This window comes from Limnohabitans sp. Rim47 (assembly GCF_001517545.1).
Classification (GTDB): Bacteria; Pseudomonadota; Gammaproteobacteria; order Burkholderiales; family Burkholderiaceae_C; genus Limnohabitans_A.
Genome location: NZ_FBYA01000001.1, coordinates 604897 through 621117, shown reverse-complemented (window position 1 = coordinate 621117; position 16221 = coordinate 604897). Strand labels below are relative to the sequence as shown.

The following is a 16221-nucleotide window of genomic DNA, read 5'->3' as shown; positions in this document are numbered from 1 at the left end:
CGGTTGAGATTCGATATCAATATAGCCCACAATGAACACCGAACGGCAGGCCGCCAGCCTGTCGGACACATTCTTTTTGCGGAGGCCCTTCATGGCTGGTTACAGCGATCCCGGTTTTGACACTTTGGCCCTGCATGCCGGTGCGGCCCCCGACCCCAGCACCGGCGCACGGGCCGTGCCAATTCATCTCACCACCTCGTTTGTTTTTGAATCCACCGACCAAGCGGCCGCCCTTTTCAATCTGGAGCGCCCGGGCCATGTCTACAGCCGCATCAGCAACCCGACCAATGCGGTGCTGGAGCAACGTGTGGCGGCGCTGGAAGGCGGCATCGGCGCCATCACCACCTCCAGCGGCCAGGCCGCACTGCACCTGGCCGTGGCCACCCTCATGGGCGCGGGCTCGCACATTGTGGCGTCGAGCGCTTTGTACGGCGGCTCACACAACTTGCTGCACTACACCCTGAGCCGCTTCGGCATCAGCACCACCTTTGTCAAACCCGGTGATTTGGACGCATGGAAAGCCGCCATACGCCCCAACACCAAACTGTTTTTTGGAGAGACCGTGGGCAACCCCGGCATGGACGTGCTGGACATCGAAGCCGTGAGCGCCATCGCCCACGCAGCGGGTGTGCCCCTGTTGGTCGACTCCACCCTCACCTCGCCCTGGCTCATCAAGCCCTTTGACCATGGGGCCGATCTGGTCTACCACTCAGCCACCAAGTTTTTGTCGGGCCACGGCACGGTGGTGGGTGGTGCGGTGGTCGATGGCGGCAGCTTTGACTGGGACAAATCGGGCAAATTTGCCGAACTCAGCCAAGCCTACGAAGGCTTTCACAACATGGTCTTTAGCGAAGAAAGCACCGTGGGCGCTTTCTTGCTGCGGGCGCGGCGCGAGGGCCTGCGCGACTTTGGCGCTTGCATGAGCCCGCACACGGCTTGGCTGATTTTGCAAGGCATCGAAACCCTGCCCCTGCGCATGGCCCGGCACATGGAGAACACCGCCAAAGTGGTCGAGTTTTTGGCCGCACACCCGCTGGTCAGCCGCGTGGGCCACCCGATGCTGGAAAGCCACCCTTCGCATGCGCTGGCGCAAAAACTGTTGCCGCGCGGTGCAGGCTCGGTGTTCAGCTTCGACATCAAAGGCTCCCGCGCCCAAGGCCAAAAATTCATCGAAGCCCTCAAGGTCTTCAGTCACCTGGCCAATGTGGGCGATTGCCGCAGTCTGGTGATCCACCCGGCCAGCACCACGCATTTCCGCATGACAGACGAGGCCCTGGTGGCCAGCGGCATTGGTCCCGGCACCATTCGTTTGTCGATCGGTCTGGAAGACCCTGCCGACTTGATCGATGACTTGAAGAAGGCGCTGAAAGCTGCCGAAAAAGCGGGGTCATGAGGATGAGCACGTCCATGAAAATCTCTGTTCGGGGCCACCTGCTTTACGCCTACACCGGGGGCAAGCCCTTCAACCCGGCCCAGCCCACCGCCGTGTTCATCCATGGCGTGCTGAACGACCACAGCGTCTGGATCTTGCAAACCCGCTACCTCGCCCACCACGGCTGGAACGTGCTGGCGATTGATCTGCCGGGGCACTGCAAAAGCGAAGGTCCGCCGCCGCACAGCGTGCAAGAAGCGGCCAACACCGTCATCGCGCTGCTCGATGCCCTGAAGATTGAAAAGGCCGCGCTGATCGGCCACAGCTTGGGCTCGCTCATTGCCCTCGAAGCCGCAGCACGCGATTCAGAGGCGCATCCCGGCCGTGTAAGCCACCTGATGATGGTGGGCACGGCCTACCCCATGCGCGTGTCGCCCGCCCTGCTCGATTTGTCGGTCAGCGCACCTTTCAAGGCCATCGACATGGTCAACCGTTTTTCGCATTCCACGCTGGCACCGCCCCCCTCTGCCCTCGGTCCGGGCACTTGGCTGTATGGCGGCAGCAAGGCGCTGATGCGCCGCGTACTGGCCAGCAACACGCTGGTCAATGTGTTCCACACCGGGTTCAAAGCCTGCGACGACTACCAAGGTGCCGAAGCGGCCATGCCCCTGGTGACCTGCCCCACCCTGTTTGTGCTGGGCAGTGCCGACCAAATGACGCCGCCCAAATCAGCGCAAAGCCTGATCGACCTGTGCGGCAAACCCACGGTGGTCAAGCTGCCCGCAGGCCATTCGCTCATGACCGAAGCGCCAGAGGGCGTTTTGCAATCGTTCAAGGATTTTTTGAAGCCATGACCCTGACGGACATTCGCGAGCATGGGCTCGCGCCTACAACATGAACACACTGATTTCCAGCATCACCCCGGCGCTGTCGGCAGACAGGGCACACGAAATTGCCCAATCGCTGGACCTGCGTGCTCTGCCCCGCGATTTTCTGGACAACCCCTATCCGGTCTATGCCGCGCTGAGAGAGACCGAGCCCTTCAAACGCATGTCCGACGGCTCGTATTTCCTCACGCGCCATGCCGATCTGGTGGCGGTTTACCGCGATGCCAAGGTGTTCAGCTCAGACAAGCAAGTCGAGTTCGGCCCCAAATACAACCACGCTCCGTTCAATGAACCGCCTTTCACCTCAGCGGGTGGCGTGGCACCGCTGTTCGAGCACCACACCAACAGCCTGGTCTTCAATGACGCACCACGTCACACCCGCGTGCGAAGGCTGATCATGGGCGCCCTCACCCGCCGGGCCATTGAGGCCATGGAGCCCGGACTGGTACAACTGGTGGACGGCCTGCTGGACCGGCTGCAAGAGCGGGGTGGCGGCGATCTGATTGAAGACTTTGCATCGGCCATTCCGGTCGAGATCATCGGCAATTTACTGGACGTGCCACACGCCGATCGCGAACCCTTGCGCGGCTGGTCTTTGGCCATTTTGGGTGCGCTGGAACCCGCCCTCACACCCGAACAAGAAGCGCATGGCAACCGCAGCGTCAACGAATTTCTGGCCTATCTGCGCGAGCTGGTGGCGCATCGTCGCCAGCACCCCGGTGACCCGGAGCACGATGTGCTGACCCGGTTGATTCAGGGAGAAAAAGAGGGCGAAATAAGCGGTGAAGCCCTGAGCGAGGTTGAGCTGCTGCAAAACTGCGTGTTTTTGCTCAACGCCGGTCACGAAACCACCACCAACCTGATCGGCAACGCGCTCATCACGCTGCAAGAATGGCCTGAGCAGCGAAAACAACTCCAGGCCGATCTGAAAGCCGCCACCAGCGATGACGACCGAGCGCACATTTTAGGTTTGGCCGTTGATGAATTCTTGCGTTTTGAATCGTCCAACCAGCTGGGCAACCGACGCGCTTTACAAGCCACGCAGGTCAATGGTGTCGATCTGCCTGCCGGGGCCTTGGTCACGCTGTGCATGGGTGCTGCCAACCGCGACCCGGCGGTGTATGACCAACCCGAACAACTGAACCTGCGCCGCACCGGCAACAAGCACCTGGCTTTCGGCTTTGGCGTGCACCAGTGCGCGGGACTGAGCTTGGCCCGGCTCGAAGGCCGCATTGCCATCGGCCGGTTTTTGCAGCGATTTCCCCACTACCAGCTCACGCAACTGCCGCAGCGCGGTGGGCGGGCGAGGTTCCGTGGTTTTTTGAATGCGCCATTTCAAACAGTCTGAGCACGCAAGGAGCCACCATGACCGATGCCGTTCAACACGCCAGCTTTGCCGAGTTTTACCCGTTTTACCTGAGCGAGCACAACAACCGCGCCTGCCGCCGCCTGCACTTTGTGGGCAGCACGCTGTCGCTGCTGTGCCTGGCCATGCTGGCCATCACGGGCAAGCCCCAGTACTTTTTGTATGGCCTGCTGTGCGGCTATGGCTGTGCTTGGATCGGGCACTTTGTGTTCGAGAAAAACAAGCCCGCCAGCTTCAAACGCCCGCTTTACAGTTTCATGGGCGACTGGGTGATGTACCGCGACATGTGGCGCGGCCGGGTCAGTTTTTAAACAGCCCCGACTCACCTTGACTTGTCACCCGACACAAACTGACTTGTCACCCGACAAAAACCCGACTTGTCACCCCCGACTCGATCGGGGGTCCATGCCTTAGGTTGCCGTGGATACCCGGTCTAGCCGGGTATGACAAATCTGATTGGCATGAGAAATCTGCTTGGTGAAAAAATAGGGTGCTGTGGCAAATATGCCGGGCATGACAAATGCGCTGGGTACGGCATCAGGGTGTAGGTTGAGGCAGTAACTGCGCCACGCAAATCTGGTCAAGCGCTGTCTGCACCCACACGGGATCGGCAGCAGAGACCCTGAGCACCAACAGCCGGTCGGCCAACGGGGCCACGCTGGCCTGCATGGGGTCAATCAACAGCACTTGGCGGGCTTGCCCTTGGTCGTTCTGTTCAGTCAAGCGGCCAACCCAGTCCAAACTTTGCAACACCTCCAGCACTTGCCTGAGCTCGCTCGGCTCCACACGCAAGCGCTCGGCCAGATCATCGGTGCTGAAGCCGCGATGCGCGCAGGCTTTGGCCGCATTCAGCTCGGCCAAGATCTCCAAAGCCAAGCGAAAGCTCCAACCCGCGCCTTCGGGCTTGCGCCAGGCTTGCCGGCCCAGCTCGGGCAGACTGGAAGCGAGCACAGCCCCCAGCAACACAATCAGCCAGGTGACATAAATCCAGACGAGCAGAATCGGCAACGCTGCAAAAGCGCCATAAATGACCGAGTAAGTGGGCACCTGCAAAAGGTAAATAGCCAGCAACTTTTTAGCCAGCTCCAGCCCGCCCGCCACAAAAAATCCGGCCGTGATGGCATGACGCCAACGCACACGGGTGTAGGGCACATAAAAGTACAAGCCACTCACGCAAGCGGTCAGCAACAAAAATTCAAAACTGTCGAGCAACCAGCGGACGGAGCCCGGCAGCACATCCACCACATCGCGCGAAGCGGTCACCACATAAGAGGTGATGGCCAAGCTACCGCCCAAAAGCAAGGGCCCCAAGGTGATGGCAGACCAATACAGCAGCACCCTTTGCGGCAATGGCCGCTGACGACGCAAGCGCCAAATCTGGCCCAAAGTGCGCTCGATCGTCACCATCAAAAAAACCGCAGACAGCAACACCGCCACCAGGCCCGCCGAGCCCAAACGGCTGGCTTTTCGGGAAAACTGCGTCAGGTAGCTCAGCACCTGGCGGGCGATGCTCTCAGGCACCAAGCTCTCAATCAGCCAGCGTTGGATCGTGTCTTGGAACTTGCCAAACACCGGGAACGCCGCAAACACGGCCAAACCCACCGCAAACAAAGGCACCAAAGCCAGCACGGTGGTGAAGGTGAGCGAACTCGCGCTCACACCCAATCGGGCATCGCGAAAGCGTTCGGCCAAAACACCGGCCATCTGACGCCACGGAAAAACAGACAGCTCTTGCCACCAAACAGCGACTTGGGCGCGCAAAGTGGTCTTGGACAGGGAAGATTGCATGCCCGGTATGATGCCACCGCAATGAACATACACACAGAAAACACACCCGTCGGCGTCGATTTCACGCGCTGGATGGCCGTCGGCAGCCTGCTTGGACTCATTCTTTTGGGCTTGGCCTGGGAGCTTTGGCTGGCCCCCTTGCGGCCGGGCGGCTCTTGGTGGGCCATCAAGGTATTGCCTTTGTGCATTCCGCTGTCCGGCTTGCTCAAAAACCGCATGTACACCTACCGCTGGGTCAGCATGTTGGTCTGGCTGTACTTTATAGAGGGCGTGGTTCGGGCCTGGGGCGATGCATGGCCCTCCAACGCGCTGGCAGGCTTGCAAACCCTGTTGTGCACCACCTTGTTTGTGGCTTGCGCTTTGCATGTGCGCATCCGCTTCAAAGCCGCCAAAGCCACCGGCAACTTTGTGCCTGTGCCCCGAGACTGAACACCATGACCCAGCCTATGATTGTACAGCTGCGCCAAATTTGTGGCAACGCCAACGTCCTCACCCACGACGACCCGGCCACCGACCTGAGCCCCTGGGAACAAGACTGGCGCAAGCGCGTGCGGGGCCGCGCCCTGGCCGTGGTCCGCCCGGGCAACACAGCCCAAGTGGCTGCTGTGGTCAAGGCCTGTGCAGCGACAAGCACTCCCATCGTGCCCCAAGGCGGCAACACCGGGCTGGTGGTGGGCGGCGTGCCGGATAGCTCAGGCCAGCAAATCGTGCTGAGCATGACGCGCATGAACGCGGTGCGTGCCATCGACCCGGCCAACCTGACCATCACGGTCGAGGCCGGTTGCGTGCTGCAAAACCTGCAGGCCGCAGCCGATAAGGCTGGTTTTTTGTTCCCCTTGAGCTTGGGGGCCGAAGGCAGCTGCACCATCGGCGGCAACTTGGGCACCAACGCGGGCGGCACGCAGGTGGTGCGCTACGGCAACACCCGCGAGCTGTGTCTGGGCCTCGAAGTCGTCACCGCCCAGGGCGAGATCTGGCACGGCCTGAGCGGCCTGCGCAAAGACAACACGGGTTATGACCTGCGCAACCTGATGATCGGCAGCGAAGGCACGCTGGGCATCATCACCGCCGCGACCCTGAAGCTGTACCCCCAGCCCGCCGCGCAGCTGACCGCCTGGGCCGCCGTGCCCAGCATGCAAGCGGCTGTGCAACTGCTGGGTCTGGCCCACCAACGCCTGGGGCCTGGCCTCACGGGCTTTGAGGTCATGGGCCAGTTCGCACTGAGCTTGGTCGACAAGCACTATCCCCAACTGCGTGTGCCGCTGTCGCAAGAATCGCCTTGGTGCGTGTTGCTGGAAAACTCGGACAGCGAAAGCGAAACCCACGCCCGTGCTCAGTTTGAAGCGCTGCTCGAAGCCGCACTGGAAGCCGGTTGCGTCACGGACGCCGTCGTCGCAGAAAACCTGAGCCAAGCCCAAGGCCTGTGGCACATCCGCGAAAGCATCACCCTGGCCCAGGCCCAGGAAGGCCTGAATATCAAGCACGACATCAGCATCCCGGTCTCGCGCATCCCGGCCTTTGTGGCCGAAACCGACGCCCTGTTGGCCCGCGAGGTGCCCGGTGTGCGCATGGTGGACTTTGGCCACTTGGGCGACGGCAATCTGCACTACAACGTGCAAGCCCCTGAGGGCGTGGATGGCCAAACCTTTTTGCATGAAAACGAAGAACGGGTGAACACACTGGTGTTTGACCAAGTCGCCAAGTTCGACGGCTCCATCAGCGCCGAGCACGGCGTGGGCGAACTCAAAGTGGGCAAACTGCCGCTCTACAAAGACCCGACGGCGCTGGCCATGATGCGGGCCGTTAAAAAAGCCCTGGACCCGCAAAACCTGCTCAACCCGGGGCGGGTGCTAGGCTGAAGCACCCAGCCAATTAACCACGGCATCAATAGCGTGCACTGACCCCAGCCTGGTTGGCTTTTCTCAGGGCTTCATGACCCCATGATTTCCCTAGGTCTGACGCCCTGCGCCCTGACCCATAATCTAAAAGTGCTCATCAAGAGCCCACGCACAACTTTAAAGACCGGGAACACACATGACCTCACGCCGCCAGCTTTTGACCCAAGGTGCCGCCCTGCTGGGCACCACATCGACCAGCCTGTTGGTCCCCCAAAGTGCCATGGCCCAGACTGGCAAAATCCGCGTCGGTTTCATCCTGCCTTACACCGGCACTTTTGCACAGTTGGGCGTGGCCATTGAAAACGGCGTGCGCATGGCCATCAACGAGCAAGGCGGCAAGTTGGGCGGCCGCGAAATTGAATGGTTCAAGGTGGACGACGAGTCCGAGCCGTCCAAAGCCATCGAAAACGCCAACAAACTGGTGCAACGCGACAAAGTGGATGTGCTGATTGGCACCGTCCACTCGGGCGTGCAAATGGGCATTCACCGCGTGGCCCGCGAAAGTGGCGTGATCAGCCTGATCCCCAACGCTGGCGTGCACATCGCCACCCGTGCCCAGTGCGCACCCAACGTCTTCCGCACCAGCTTCTCGAACAGCCAGCCCACCATGGCGCTGGGCGAGGCCATGGTCAAGCGCGGCCACAAAAAGGCGGTTTGGATCACCTGGAAATACGCCGCTGGCGACGAAGCCTTCGAGGGTTTCAAAGAAAGCTACACCAAGGCGGGTGGCACCATCGTCAAAGAGCTGGGTCTGCCCTTCCCCAACGTCGAGTTCCAGGCTCTGCTGACCGAAATTGCCGCACTCAAGCCCGACGCTGTGGCCTGCTTCTTTGCCGGTGGCGGCGCAGCCAAGTTCTTGCGCGACTACGCAGCCGCAGGCCTCAAGGGCAAGATTCCTTTGTATGGCTCCGGCTTTTTGACCGAAGGCGTTCTGGATGCCGCAGGCCCTGCTGCAGACGGTGTGCTGACCACCCTGCACTACGGCGATGGCATCGAGACCAAGCGCAACAAGGAATTCCGCCTGAACTACGCCAAGACCTTCAAGATGCAACCCGATGTGTACGCCGTGCAAGGCTACGACACGGGTCTGCTGCTGGTGCAAGGGGCCAACGCTGTGCAAGGCGATGTGAGTAAAAAGGCCGCCATGATCAAGGCCATGGAAGTCGCCGTGATCGACAGCCCGCGTGGCAAGTGGACCATGAGCAAGTCGCACAACCCGGTGCAAGACATCTATCTGCGTGAGGTCTCCAACAAAGAAAACAAGGTGATTGGTGTCGCGGCCAAGGCGCTGGCCGACTCCGGCGCTGGTTGCCGCATGTAAAAAACACCCGCTAACGGCTTGAGGCCCCTGTTTGTTGACTGCTCCTCGGGACCGCAAATTGCGGGACCGAGAGACAGTGACAAAGGGTTTTACCTCAAAGCACACGACACTGAGCTATGCCCTGCAAATGCCTCATACGGCTTGTTCGTTATGAGGCATTTTGCTGTCTCCGAAAAGTTGGTCTATTAGCTGACGCAGCCACTGGTGGCCGGGATCTCGGTGCAGGCGCCCGTGCCAGAACTGGTGAATCGCGCTTTCATCGACGGCCATTGGCAATTCACGTTTGACCAAACCAAAGGGCACCAATGTCCGGTCTGCAAAACGCTCGGGCACGGTGGCGATCAGATTGGAATGGCTCAGCACATCGCCCAAGGCCACGTAGTGCGGAACCGTGAGTCGAAAGCGACGGCGCAGTTTTTGCTGCTCTAACGCAACATCCACCCGGCCATGCCCTGTGCCCGCCGCCACGATGCGAACGTGTTCGGCCTCTGTAAATGAGACCAAATTGAGCCTGTTCTGGCCCGCCAGCGGATGCGCCTCTCGCATCAGGCAAATGTATTTTTGCTTGAAGAGCGCTTGCTGATAAAAGCCTGCCTGTAATTGCGGCAACAAGCCCACAGCCAAATCAATTCGGCCTGTGGCCATGTCCTCTTTGAGCGTGGGCTGGGTCACGCTGACCACTTGCAACGTGACACCCGCAGCAGAGCGGGCCAGCGCATCGATCAGCACCGGCAGGAAATACATTTCGCCCACATCGGTCATGGCGATGGTGAAGCTGCGCGTGCTGCTGGCCGGATCAAAGGCCGCACGCACATTCAAGGCCTGCTGCAATCCGTCCAAAGCCACGGCCACAGGCTCGGCCAGCTGCAATGCATAGGGCGTGGGTGTCATCCCGCCTTGGGTACGCAGAAAAAGCTCATCCCCCAGACTCACGCGCAAGCGCCCCAGCGCACTGCTCACCGCTGGCTGGCTCATGCCCAGCACTTGAGCCACGGCAGAAACACGCTTTTGTTGCAGCAAGTGGTGAAACACCACCAACAAATTCAGATCCAGCTTTGAGACATCCATATTATTTGATTTTCAAATACTGTTTATGCAAAAAATCCGATTTACTTAATTATTGGATTTGAGCATGATGTGTGTCAAGTTTTCACAAGGAGACCTCATGCAGGAACACCCCATTCACTGGGAAACGGCGGGCACCAGCCGAATTCCGTTTGCCGTTTACACCAACGAGGACAGCCACAAAAAAGAGCTGGAGCGTTTTTTCTACAAAAACCACTGGAGCTATGTGGGCCTGGAGGCCGAGATCCCCAACGCGGGTGACTTCAAACGCACCGTGATCGGCGAGCGCTCCGTCATCTTGACGCGCAGCCAGGACGGTCAAATTCATGTGGTCGAGAACGTGTGCGCGCACCGGGGCATGGCGTTTTGCCGTGAGCGACACGGCAACAAAAAGGAGCTGGTCTGCCCTTACCACCAGTGGAGCTACGCGCTGGACGGCAAACTGCAAGGCGTTCCCTTTCGCCGCGGCGTGCGTCAGGACGGCAAAGTCAACGGCGGCATGCCCGCTGACTTTGACCCCAAAGACCATGGCCTGACCTCGCTCAAAGTGGCCACCCGCAGCGGCGTGGTGTTTGCGGCATTTGACCACTCGGTAGAGTCTCTCGAAGACTACATGGGGCCGACCATCCTGCGTTACTTTGACCGGCTGTTCAACGGACGTCAGCTCAAGTTATTGGGGTACAACCGCCAGCGCATTCCAGGCAACTGGAAGCTGATGCAGGAAAACATCAAAGACCCTTATCACCCCGGCCTGCTGCACACCTGGTTTGTGACCTTTGGCCTCTGGCGTGCCGACAACAAATCCGAGTTGCGCATGGACAAACACCACCGTCATGCGGCCATGATTTCCACACGCGGAACGGGTGGCCAGGCCACAGGCGACAAATCCCAGGTCACGCAAGTCAGCAGCTTCAAAGCCAGCATGGAATTGAATGACCCGAGCTTTCTGGACATCGTGCCTGAGCCCTGGTGGCAACTGGGCGAGCAAATGCCCACGGCGGTGATGATGACGCTGTTCCCCAGCGTGATCTTTCAGCAGCAGGTGAACAGCGTGTCCACGCGCCACATCCAACCCGATGGCCATGGCGCATTCGACTTTGTCTGGACCCACTTCGGTTTTGAAGACGACACCGCGGAAATGACCGAGCGTCGCTTGCGGCAGGCCAACCTGTTTGGCCCAGCAGGCTTTGTTTCGGCGGACGATGGCGAAGTGATCGAGTTTTCTCAACAAGCCTTCGAGACCAAACCAGCGCACCGCACGGTGGCAGAGCTGGGCGGTCACGATGTGGGCGAAACCGATCACATGGTGACCGAAACCCTTATTCGGGGCATGTACGAATACTGGCGCAAAGTGATGGAGGACTGATGATGAGCAAGCCCTTGATAGACCTGCAAACCTGGTTCGACATCCAGCAACTTTATGCCGATTACGCCAGCGCCGTGGACAGCGGAAAATGGGAGCTGTGGCCGGAATTTTTTACCGAAGAATGCGTGTACAAACTGCAGCCCCGTGAAAACTTCGAACGCGGATTTCCTTTGGCCACCTTGTTCCTGACGAGCAAGGGCATGCTCAAGGACCGCGTGTATGGCATCACCGAAACGATCTTCCACGACCCCTACTACCAGCGGCATGTGGTGGGCGCGCCCATGGTGCGAAAAGTCGAAGAAGGTCGTATCCACACAGAAGCCAACTACGCGGTGTTTCGCACCAAGCTCGACAAGGAAAGCACCGTGTTCAATGTGGGCCGCTACATCGACACCATCGTACAAACCCCCGAAGGCTTCAAGTTTGCTGAGCGCATCTGCGTGTTCGACAGCGAGATGATTCCCAACTCCATCATTTACCCCATCTGATCATGAACAACTGGATTGACGTGGCCGCCGAGGCCGATTTGTTTGAAGGCGCTGGGATCACTGTGACCCCCGAAGGCCAGGACATAGCCATCTTCAAACTCGAAGATGGCGGTGTGCATGCCATCAACAACCTGTGCAGCCACGGCAACGCCAAACTCTGCGATGGTTTTGTAGAAGGACACAGGGTGGAATGTCCTTTTCATCAGGCACTTTTTGATGTGCGTGATGGCACGGTCAGCTGTGGGCCAGCCACCGAGCCGGTCAAATCATGGCCTGTGAAAATCGAAAATGGCAGGGTCTTTTTGAACTTGATCAGCTGATTTCGGCCCCGCTTGCCACCCTTAGAATGCCTGCACCCCCACCTTTCAAAGTGTGACCCCGATGGACTTTGTGAATTTCTTGATCCAGCTGCTCAACAGCGTTCAGTACGGCCTGCTGCTGTTCATGCTGGCGGCCGGCTTGACACTGATCTTTGGCATCATGGGCGTGGTCAATCTGGCGCACGGCAGCTTTTACATGTTGGGCGCTTACCTGGCTTGGTCACTGGCGGCACAACTGGGCAGTTTCACGCTGGCCATTGTGGTGGGCACCGCTTTGTCGGTGGGCTTTGGCCTGTTGCTGGAGCGGCTGTTGTTTCGTTACTTTTACCAACGCGACCACCTTGACCAAGTGCTGCTCACTTTCGGTCTGATCTACGTTTTTGAAGAGCTGCGGTCCATGGTTTGGGGCGACGATGTGCACGGCCTGCCTGTACCCGATCTGCTGGCCGCATCCATTCCACTGACCGACAACCTGTCGTACCCGGTGTACCGCTTGTTCATGTCGGGCGTTTGCCTGGTGCTGGCTTTGGGCCTGTATTTGCTGATCTCCAAAACCCGCTTGGGTATGAAGATCCGCGCAGGTGCATTCAACCGGGAGATGACCGAATCGCTGGGCATCAACATCCGCTTGATCCATTCGGTGGTGTTCGCTTTAGGCATTGGCCTGGCCTCGATTGCCGGCATGATCGCCGCACCCGTTTCCAGCGTCTACCCCAACATGGGCAGCCAAGTGCTGATCATGTGCTTTGTGGTGGTGGTCATTGGCGGTATCGGCTCAGTGCGTGGTGCGCTGATCGCTGCGCTGCTGGTCGGCCTGGTCGACACTTTTGGCAAAGTGCTACTGCCCCAGGCCTCGGGCATGCTGGTGTACGTGCTGATGGCAGCCGTGCTGCTGTACAAGCCTGAAGGCCTGTTCAAGCAATGACAACGAAAAGAACAACATGAGCACGCCTCAAATTCACCTCGAAACCCTGCCCCGCAGCATCCAGCTGGTGATGGCCTTGGGCTTTTTAGCGCTGGCCGCCTTTCCCTTTGTGGGTTCTGATTTCTACTCGGCGATGGTCGTGCGCATGATGATCCTGGCCATCTTTGCCATGAGCCTGGATTTGCTGCAAGGCGTCACGGGCCTGGTGTCGCTGGGCCACGCGGCCTACTTTGGCTTGGCCGGTTATGTGCTGGCCTTTATCACGCCACAAAACGAAGCCATCAGCCTGTACACCAGCTTGCCGTTGGCGGTGGGCGGGGCCGCGTTGGCCGCCTTGGTCATTGGCTTTTTGGTGGTGCGCACGCACGGCATTTACTTCATCATGGTCACCATGGCTTTTGCCCAGATGGTGTTTTTCATCTTTTTTGACAACAAGGCGCTGGGTGGCTCAGATGGTTTATTCCTGAACTTCCGGCCCGATGCAGGTGTGATTGACCTGGAAAACAAACAGGTTTTTTATTACTTCACGCTGGGCTGCTTGCTGGCGGTGTATGGGTTTTTGCGCCGCCTGCTCTGGAGCCCTTTTGGCCGTGCGCTGTCGGGCATCCGTGTCAACGAGCACCGCATGCGGGCACTCGGGTTCAACACCTTTAGCCACAAGCTGGCGGCGTTCACGCTGGCTGGCGCACTGGCCGGTCTGGCCGGTTTTTTGTGGGCTGCGCAAAGCGGTTTTGTGAACCCGGAGCTGATGGGTTTTCACATGAGTGCACACGCCATCATGATGGTCATTTTGGGAGGCATGGGCAATTTTGCAGGCGCTATCGTGGGCGCGTTGAGCTTCGAATATTTGCTGCACATTTTCAAAGACCTGCCCGATGTGGGCGAGTTCAAGACCGGCAAACATTGGCAAATGTGGATGGGGCTGTTCATTGTGGCGCTGATCATTTTTGCGCCCAAAGGCATTTTGGGCCTCATCTCACGCACCTTCGGTGGCCGTGCAGAACGCAAGGAGTCTGGCCATGATTGACCATTCAATGCAACGCCAAAGCTTGATGTCCGCACGCGGCCTGACCAAACGATTTGGGGGCCTTGCTGCGGTCAACGATGTCTCGCTCGACCTGTGGCTGGGCCACATTCACGCCGTCATTGGCCCCAACGGGGCAGGCAAATCGACACTGACCAACTTGCTCTCTGGTGACTTGCCACCCACCAGCGGCACCATCACTCTCGATGGCCACAACATCACAGGTTGGACACCCGAAAAAATCTCGGGTCACCGCTTGGGCCGAAGCTATCAAAAGACGAACATCTTCACCACCTTCAGTGTTTGGGACAACGTGCGCCTGGCGGCACAGTCGCGGGTTCAACCCTCGCCATTCAACCCCTTGGGCTGGTTTCGCTCTGCGGCCAAGATGACGGCCGTGAACCAGCGCGCCGAACGTGCCATTGAACTGGCCGGGCTGCAAAACCGCCGACATGCCATGGCGGGGGCCACCAGTCACGGCGAGCAGCGCCAACTTGAGATTGCCATGACACTGGCCACCGAACCACTGGTTCTGCTGCTCGACGAACCGCTGGCCGGCATGGGTCAGGCCGAAGCCGAAAGCATGGTGCAACTGCTGCTGCGCCTCAAAAAAGACCACGCCATGATGTTGGTCGAACACGACATTGACGCCATCTTCACGCTGGCCGATCACCTCACGGTCATGGTCAACGGCCAAGTGATTGCGAGCGACGTGCCTGCGGTGGTGCGTGCCGATGCCGGTGTGCAAGCTGCGTACCTGGGTGAAGAGACCCATGAAACCGTGGGCGAGGAACATTGAAATGCCGGAAATCCTGATCAACGCGCAAGACCTGAATACCTATTACGGTGCCAGCCACATCCTGCGCGGCGTGAACTTTACGGTGGGTCGGGGTGAGACCATCGGCCTCATGGGCCGCAATGGCATGGGCAAGAGCACCTTGCTCAAATCCATCATGGGCATCGTGCCACCACGCACAGGCACAGTGGACATCAAAGGCCAGCGCATGAACGGCCGCCCCACTTGTGAAGTGGCTCAGATGGGCATCGCTTATGTGCCAGAAGGCCGGGGCATTTTTGGCAACCTGAGCGTGGTCGAGAACCTGCAAATGGCCGCCCGCCCCGGCACCCGTGGCCAGCGCGACTGGACCTATGAACGCGTGCTGGAGACCTTTCCGCGTCTGCAAGAACGACTGGGCCATGGAGGCCAACAACTCTCTGGCGGTGAGCAACAAATGCTGACCATCGGTCGGGCGCTGATGACCAACCCCGATGTGCTGATTCTTGACGAAGCCACTGAAGGCCTGGCGCCGCTGATTGCTCGCGAAATCTGGCGCATCTGCAGCCTCATCAAAGACAGCGGCATCAGCGCCATCATCGTGGACAAAAACTGGAAACACGTCACCCAGATCACCGACCGCAATGTGATCTTGGTCAAAGGCCAAGTGGTATTTGAAGGCTCTTCGCAAATATTGCTGAACGACCCCAGTGTGCTTGAGCAGCACTTGGGCGTTTGAGTCGCGTCACAACAAAGGCCGCAACTCGCGTGCCGCCTCCAGCAACAAAGGCAGCCACTTGCGCACGACCGCCGTATCGGACAACTGATCGGCGGTGCCCACCACATTCAGCGCAGCCAAGGTTTGGCCTTGCATGTTGCGCAGCGGTACAGCCAGCGCGTGAATGCCCAGCTCATGCGCGTCGCGAGCCAGGCAATGATCATCTCGCCGCACCAGCCCAATCAGCGCTTTGAACTTGACCTTACCTACTTCGGTTTGTGGTGTGATGCGGGTCAATTCACGCCCCTTGAGCCAGGCATTGAAGTCCGCCTGAGGCAAATTAGCCAACAACACCCGCCCCGTGGATGTGGCATGCGCAGGCAAGCGTGCCCCCAGATGCAAGCCATAAGCCAGATGCCGCACCGGCTCGGCCACACCCGCACTGCGGGCCACGATCACGCCCTCGCCGCCATCCAGCACCACCGCGCTGAAAGCCGCCTGCGTTTGCTGTGCCAGACGGTTGAGCGTGGGCTGTAGCGTGCGCGGCAAACGCGAAGTGGCCATGTAGCTGCCCGCAAAACGCAGCACCCTCGCCGACAGCCAGTAGTGGCTGCCATCGGTTTCCAAATAACCCAGCACGGTCAGTGTGAGCAAATGCCGCCGAGCGGCCGCCCGCGTGATGCCCGTGCGCTGGGCGGCCAGCGTCGCATTCAGCCGCTGGCGTTCAGTGTCAAAAGACTCGAGCACAGCAAGCCCTTTGGCAAGGCCTTCGATGTAATCTGCTTTGGCCATCGGCATGGGGGTTTCCTGTGGGCTAAGTCGGGGCTGAAGCGACCGACGTTGGTTGCTGTGCGCCTCTGTTGATGTGCATCAATTTGCGCGATCATCGCACAAATCATCTACTCAGC

The 16221-nt window shown here is 59.3% G+C and carries 17 protein-coding genes; 14 read left to right on the top strand and 3 right to left on the bottom strand.

What is annotated here, in order from left to right:
* The first annotated feature begins 91 nt into the window (after window positions 1–91).
* From BN3544_RS02820 to BN3544_RS02805, 4 genes are read left to right on the top strand one after another with little or no spacing between them, the layout of a single operon-like run.
* Complete coding sequence (locus tag BN3544_RS02820) at window positions 92–1393, top strand: O-acetylhomoserine aminocarboxypropyltransferase (protein ID WP_026036415.1); 1302 nt, start codon at window positions 92–94, stop codon at window positions 1391–1393.
* A 14-nt stretch (window positions 1394–1407) separates the two neighbouring features.
* On the top strand, window positions 1408–2226 hold the full coding sequence (locus BN3544_RS02815) for an alpha/beta fold hydrolase (RefSeq protein ID WP_019428656.1): 819 nt from the start codon (window positions 1408–1410) through the stop codon (window positions 2224–2226).
* 40 nt (window positions 2227–2266) lie between these two features.
* Window positions 2267–3607: a cytochrome P450 gene (locus BN3544_RS02810; protein WP_019428655.1), complete on the top strand. Its 1341-nt coding sequence runs from the start codon at window positions 2267–2269 to the stop codon at window positions 3605–3607.
* 17 nt (window positions 3608–3624) lie between these two features.
* On the top strand, window positions 3625–3936 hold the full coding sequence (locus BN3544_RS02805; protein WP_019428654.1) for an Mpo1-like protein: 312 nt from the start codon (window positions 3625–3627) through the stop codon (window positions 3934–3936).
* 226 nt (window positions 3937–4162) lie between these two features.
* Here BN3544_RS02805 and BN3544_RS02800 read toward each other — a convergent pair whose 3' ends face one another.
* Window positions 4163–5413, bottom strand: coding sequence for a YihY family inner membrane protein (locus BN3544_RS02800; RefSeq protein WP_019428653.1), 1251 nt, complete (start codon window positions 5411–5413; stop codon window positions 4163–4165).
* 21 nt (window positions 5414–5434) lie between these two features.
* Between BN3544_RS02800 and BN3544_RS02795 the strand changes: the two genes are divergently transcribed.
* The 3 genes from BN3544_RS02795 (at window position 5435) to BN3544_RS02785 (ending at window position 8632) form a co-directional block, all read left to right on the top strand.
* Window positions 5435–5842, top strand: a complete 408-nt coding sequence (locus tag BN3544_RS02795) for a DUF2069 domain-containing protein (RefSeq protein ID WP_019428652.1) — start codon at window positions 5435–5437, stop codon at window positions 5840–5842.
* A 5-nt stretch (window positions 5843–5847) separates the two neighbouring features.
* Entirely contained in the window at window positions 5848–7272 is a 1425-nt protein-coding gene (locus BN3544_RS02790) for an FAD-binding oxidoreductase (RefSeq protein ID WP_019428651.1), read from the top strand.
* A 175-nt stretch (window positions 7273–7447) separates the two neighbouring features.
* Window positions 7448–8632 carry an ABC transporter substrate-binding protein gene (locus tag BN3544_RS02785; RefSeq protein WP_019428650.1) on the top strand — a complete coding sequence of 395 codons (1185 nt, stop codon included), beginning with the start codon at window positions 7448–7450 and terminating at the stop codon, window positions 8630–8632.
* 132 nt (window positions 8633–8764) lie between these two features.
* Here the strand turns inward: BN3544_RS02785 and BN3544_RS02780 are convergent, their stop codons facing one another.
* The gene (locus BN3544_RS02780; protein ID WP_019428649.1) at window positions 8765–9700 is read right to left on the bottom strand and encodes a LysR family transcriptional regulator; all 936 of its coding nucleotides are present in this window, start codon (window positions 9698–9700) and stop codon (window positions 8765–8767) included.
* A 97-nt stretch (window positions 9701–9797) separates the two neighbouring features.
* On the opposite strand from BN3544_RS02780, the gene BN3544_RS02775 reads away from it, so the two are divergent.
* The 7 genes from BN3544_RS02775 (at window position 9798) to BN3544_RS02745 (ending at window position 15334) form a co-directional block, all read left to right on the top strand.
* Complete coding sequence (locus BN3544_RS02775) at window positions 9798–11063, top strand: aromatic ring-hydroxylating dioxygenase subunit alpha (RefSeq protein ID WP_026036414.1); 1266 nt, start codon at window positions 9798–9800, stop codon at window positions 11061–11063.
* A complete protein-coding gene (locus BN3544_RS02770) occupies window positions 11063–11551 on the top strand; it encodes an aromatic-ring-hydroxylating dioxygenase subunit beta (protein ID WP_019428647.1) in 489 nt (162 codons plus the stop codon). The genes BN3544_RS02775 and BN3544_RS02770 overlap by 1 nt, the downstream gene beginning before the upstream one ends.
* A gap of 2 nt (window positions 11552–11553) precedes the next feature.
* The gene (locus tag BN3544_RS02765; RefSeq protein WP_019428646.1) at window positions 11554–11871 is read left to right on the top strand and encodes a non-heme iron oxygenase ferredoxin subunit; all 318 of its coding nucleotides are present in this window, start codon (window positions 11554–11556) and stop codon (window positions 11869–11871) included.
* 61 nt (window positions 11872–11932) lie between these two features.
* Complete coding sequence (locus BN3544_RS02760; RefSeq protein WP_019428645.1) at window positions 11933–12796, top strand: branched-chain amino acid ABC transporter permease; 864 nt, start codon at window positions 11933–11935, stop codon at window positions 12794–12796.
* 16 nt (window positions 12797–12812) lie between these two features.
* On the top strand, window positions 12813–13823 hold the full coding sequence (locus BN3544_RS02755) for a branched-chain amino acid ABC transporter permease (protein WP_019428644.1): 1011 nt from the start codon (window positions 12813–12815) through the stop codon (window positions 13821–13823).
* On the top strand, window positions 13816–14619 hold the full coding sequence (locus BN3544_RS02750) for an ABC transporter ATP-binding protein (RefSeq protein WP_231733887.1): 804 nt from the start codon (window positions 13816–13818) through the stop codon (window positions 14617–14619). The genes BN3544_RS02755 and BN3544_RS02750 overlap by 8 nt, the downstream gene beginning before the upstream one ends.
* Window position 14620: 1 nt before the next feature.
* A complete protein-coding gene (locus BN3544_RS02745) occupies window positions 14621–15334 on the top strand; it encodes an ABC transporter ATP-binding protein (RefSeq protein WP_019428642.1) in 714 nt (237 codons plus the stop codon).
* 6 nt (window positions 15335–15340) lie between these two features.
* Here BN3544_RS02745 and BN3544_RS02740 read toward each other — a convergent pair whose 3' ends face one another.
* Window positions 15341–16111, bottom strand: a complete 771-nt coding sequence (locus BN3544_RS02740; RefSeq protein WP_019428641.1) for an IclR family transcriptional regulator domain-containing protein — start codon at window positions 16109–16111, stop codon at window positions 15341–15343.
* Window positions 16112–16221 lie beyond the last annotated feature (110 nt).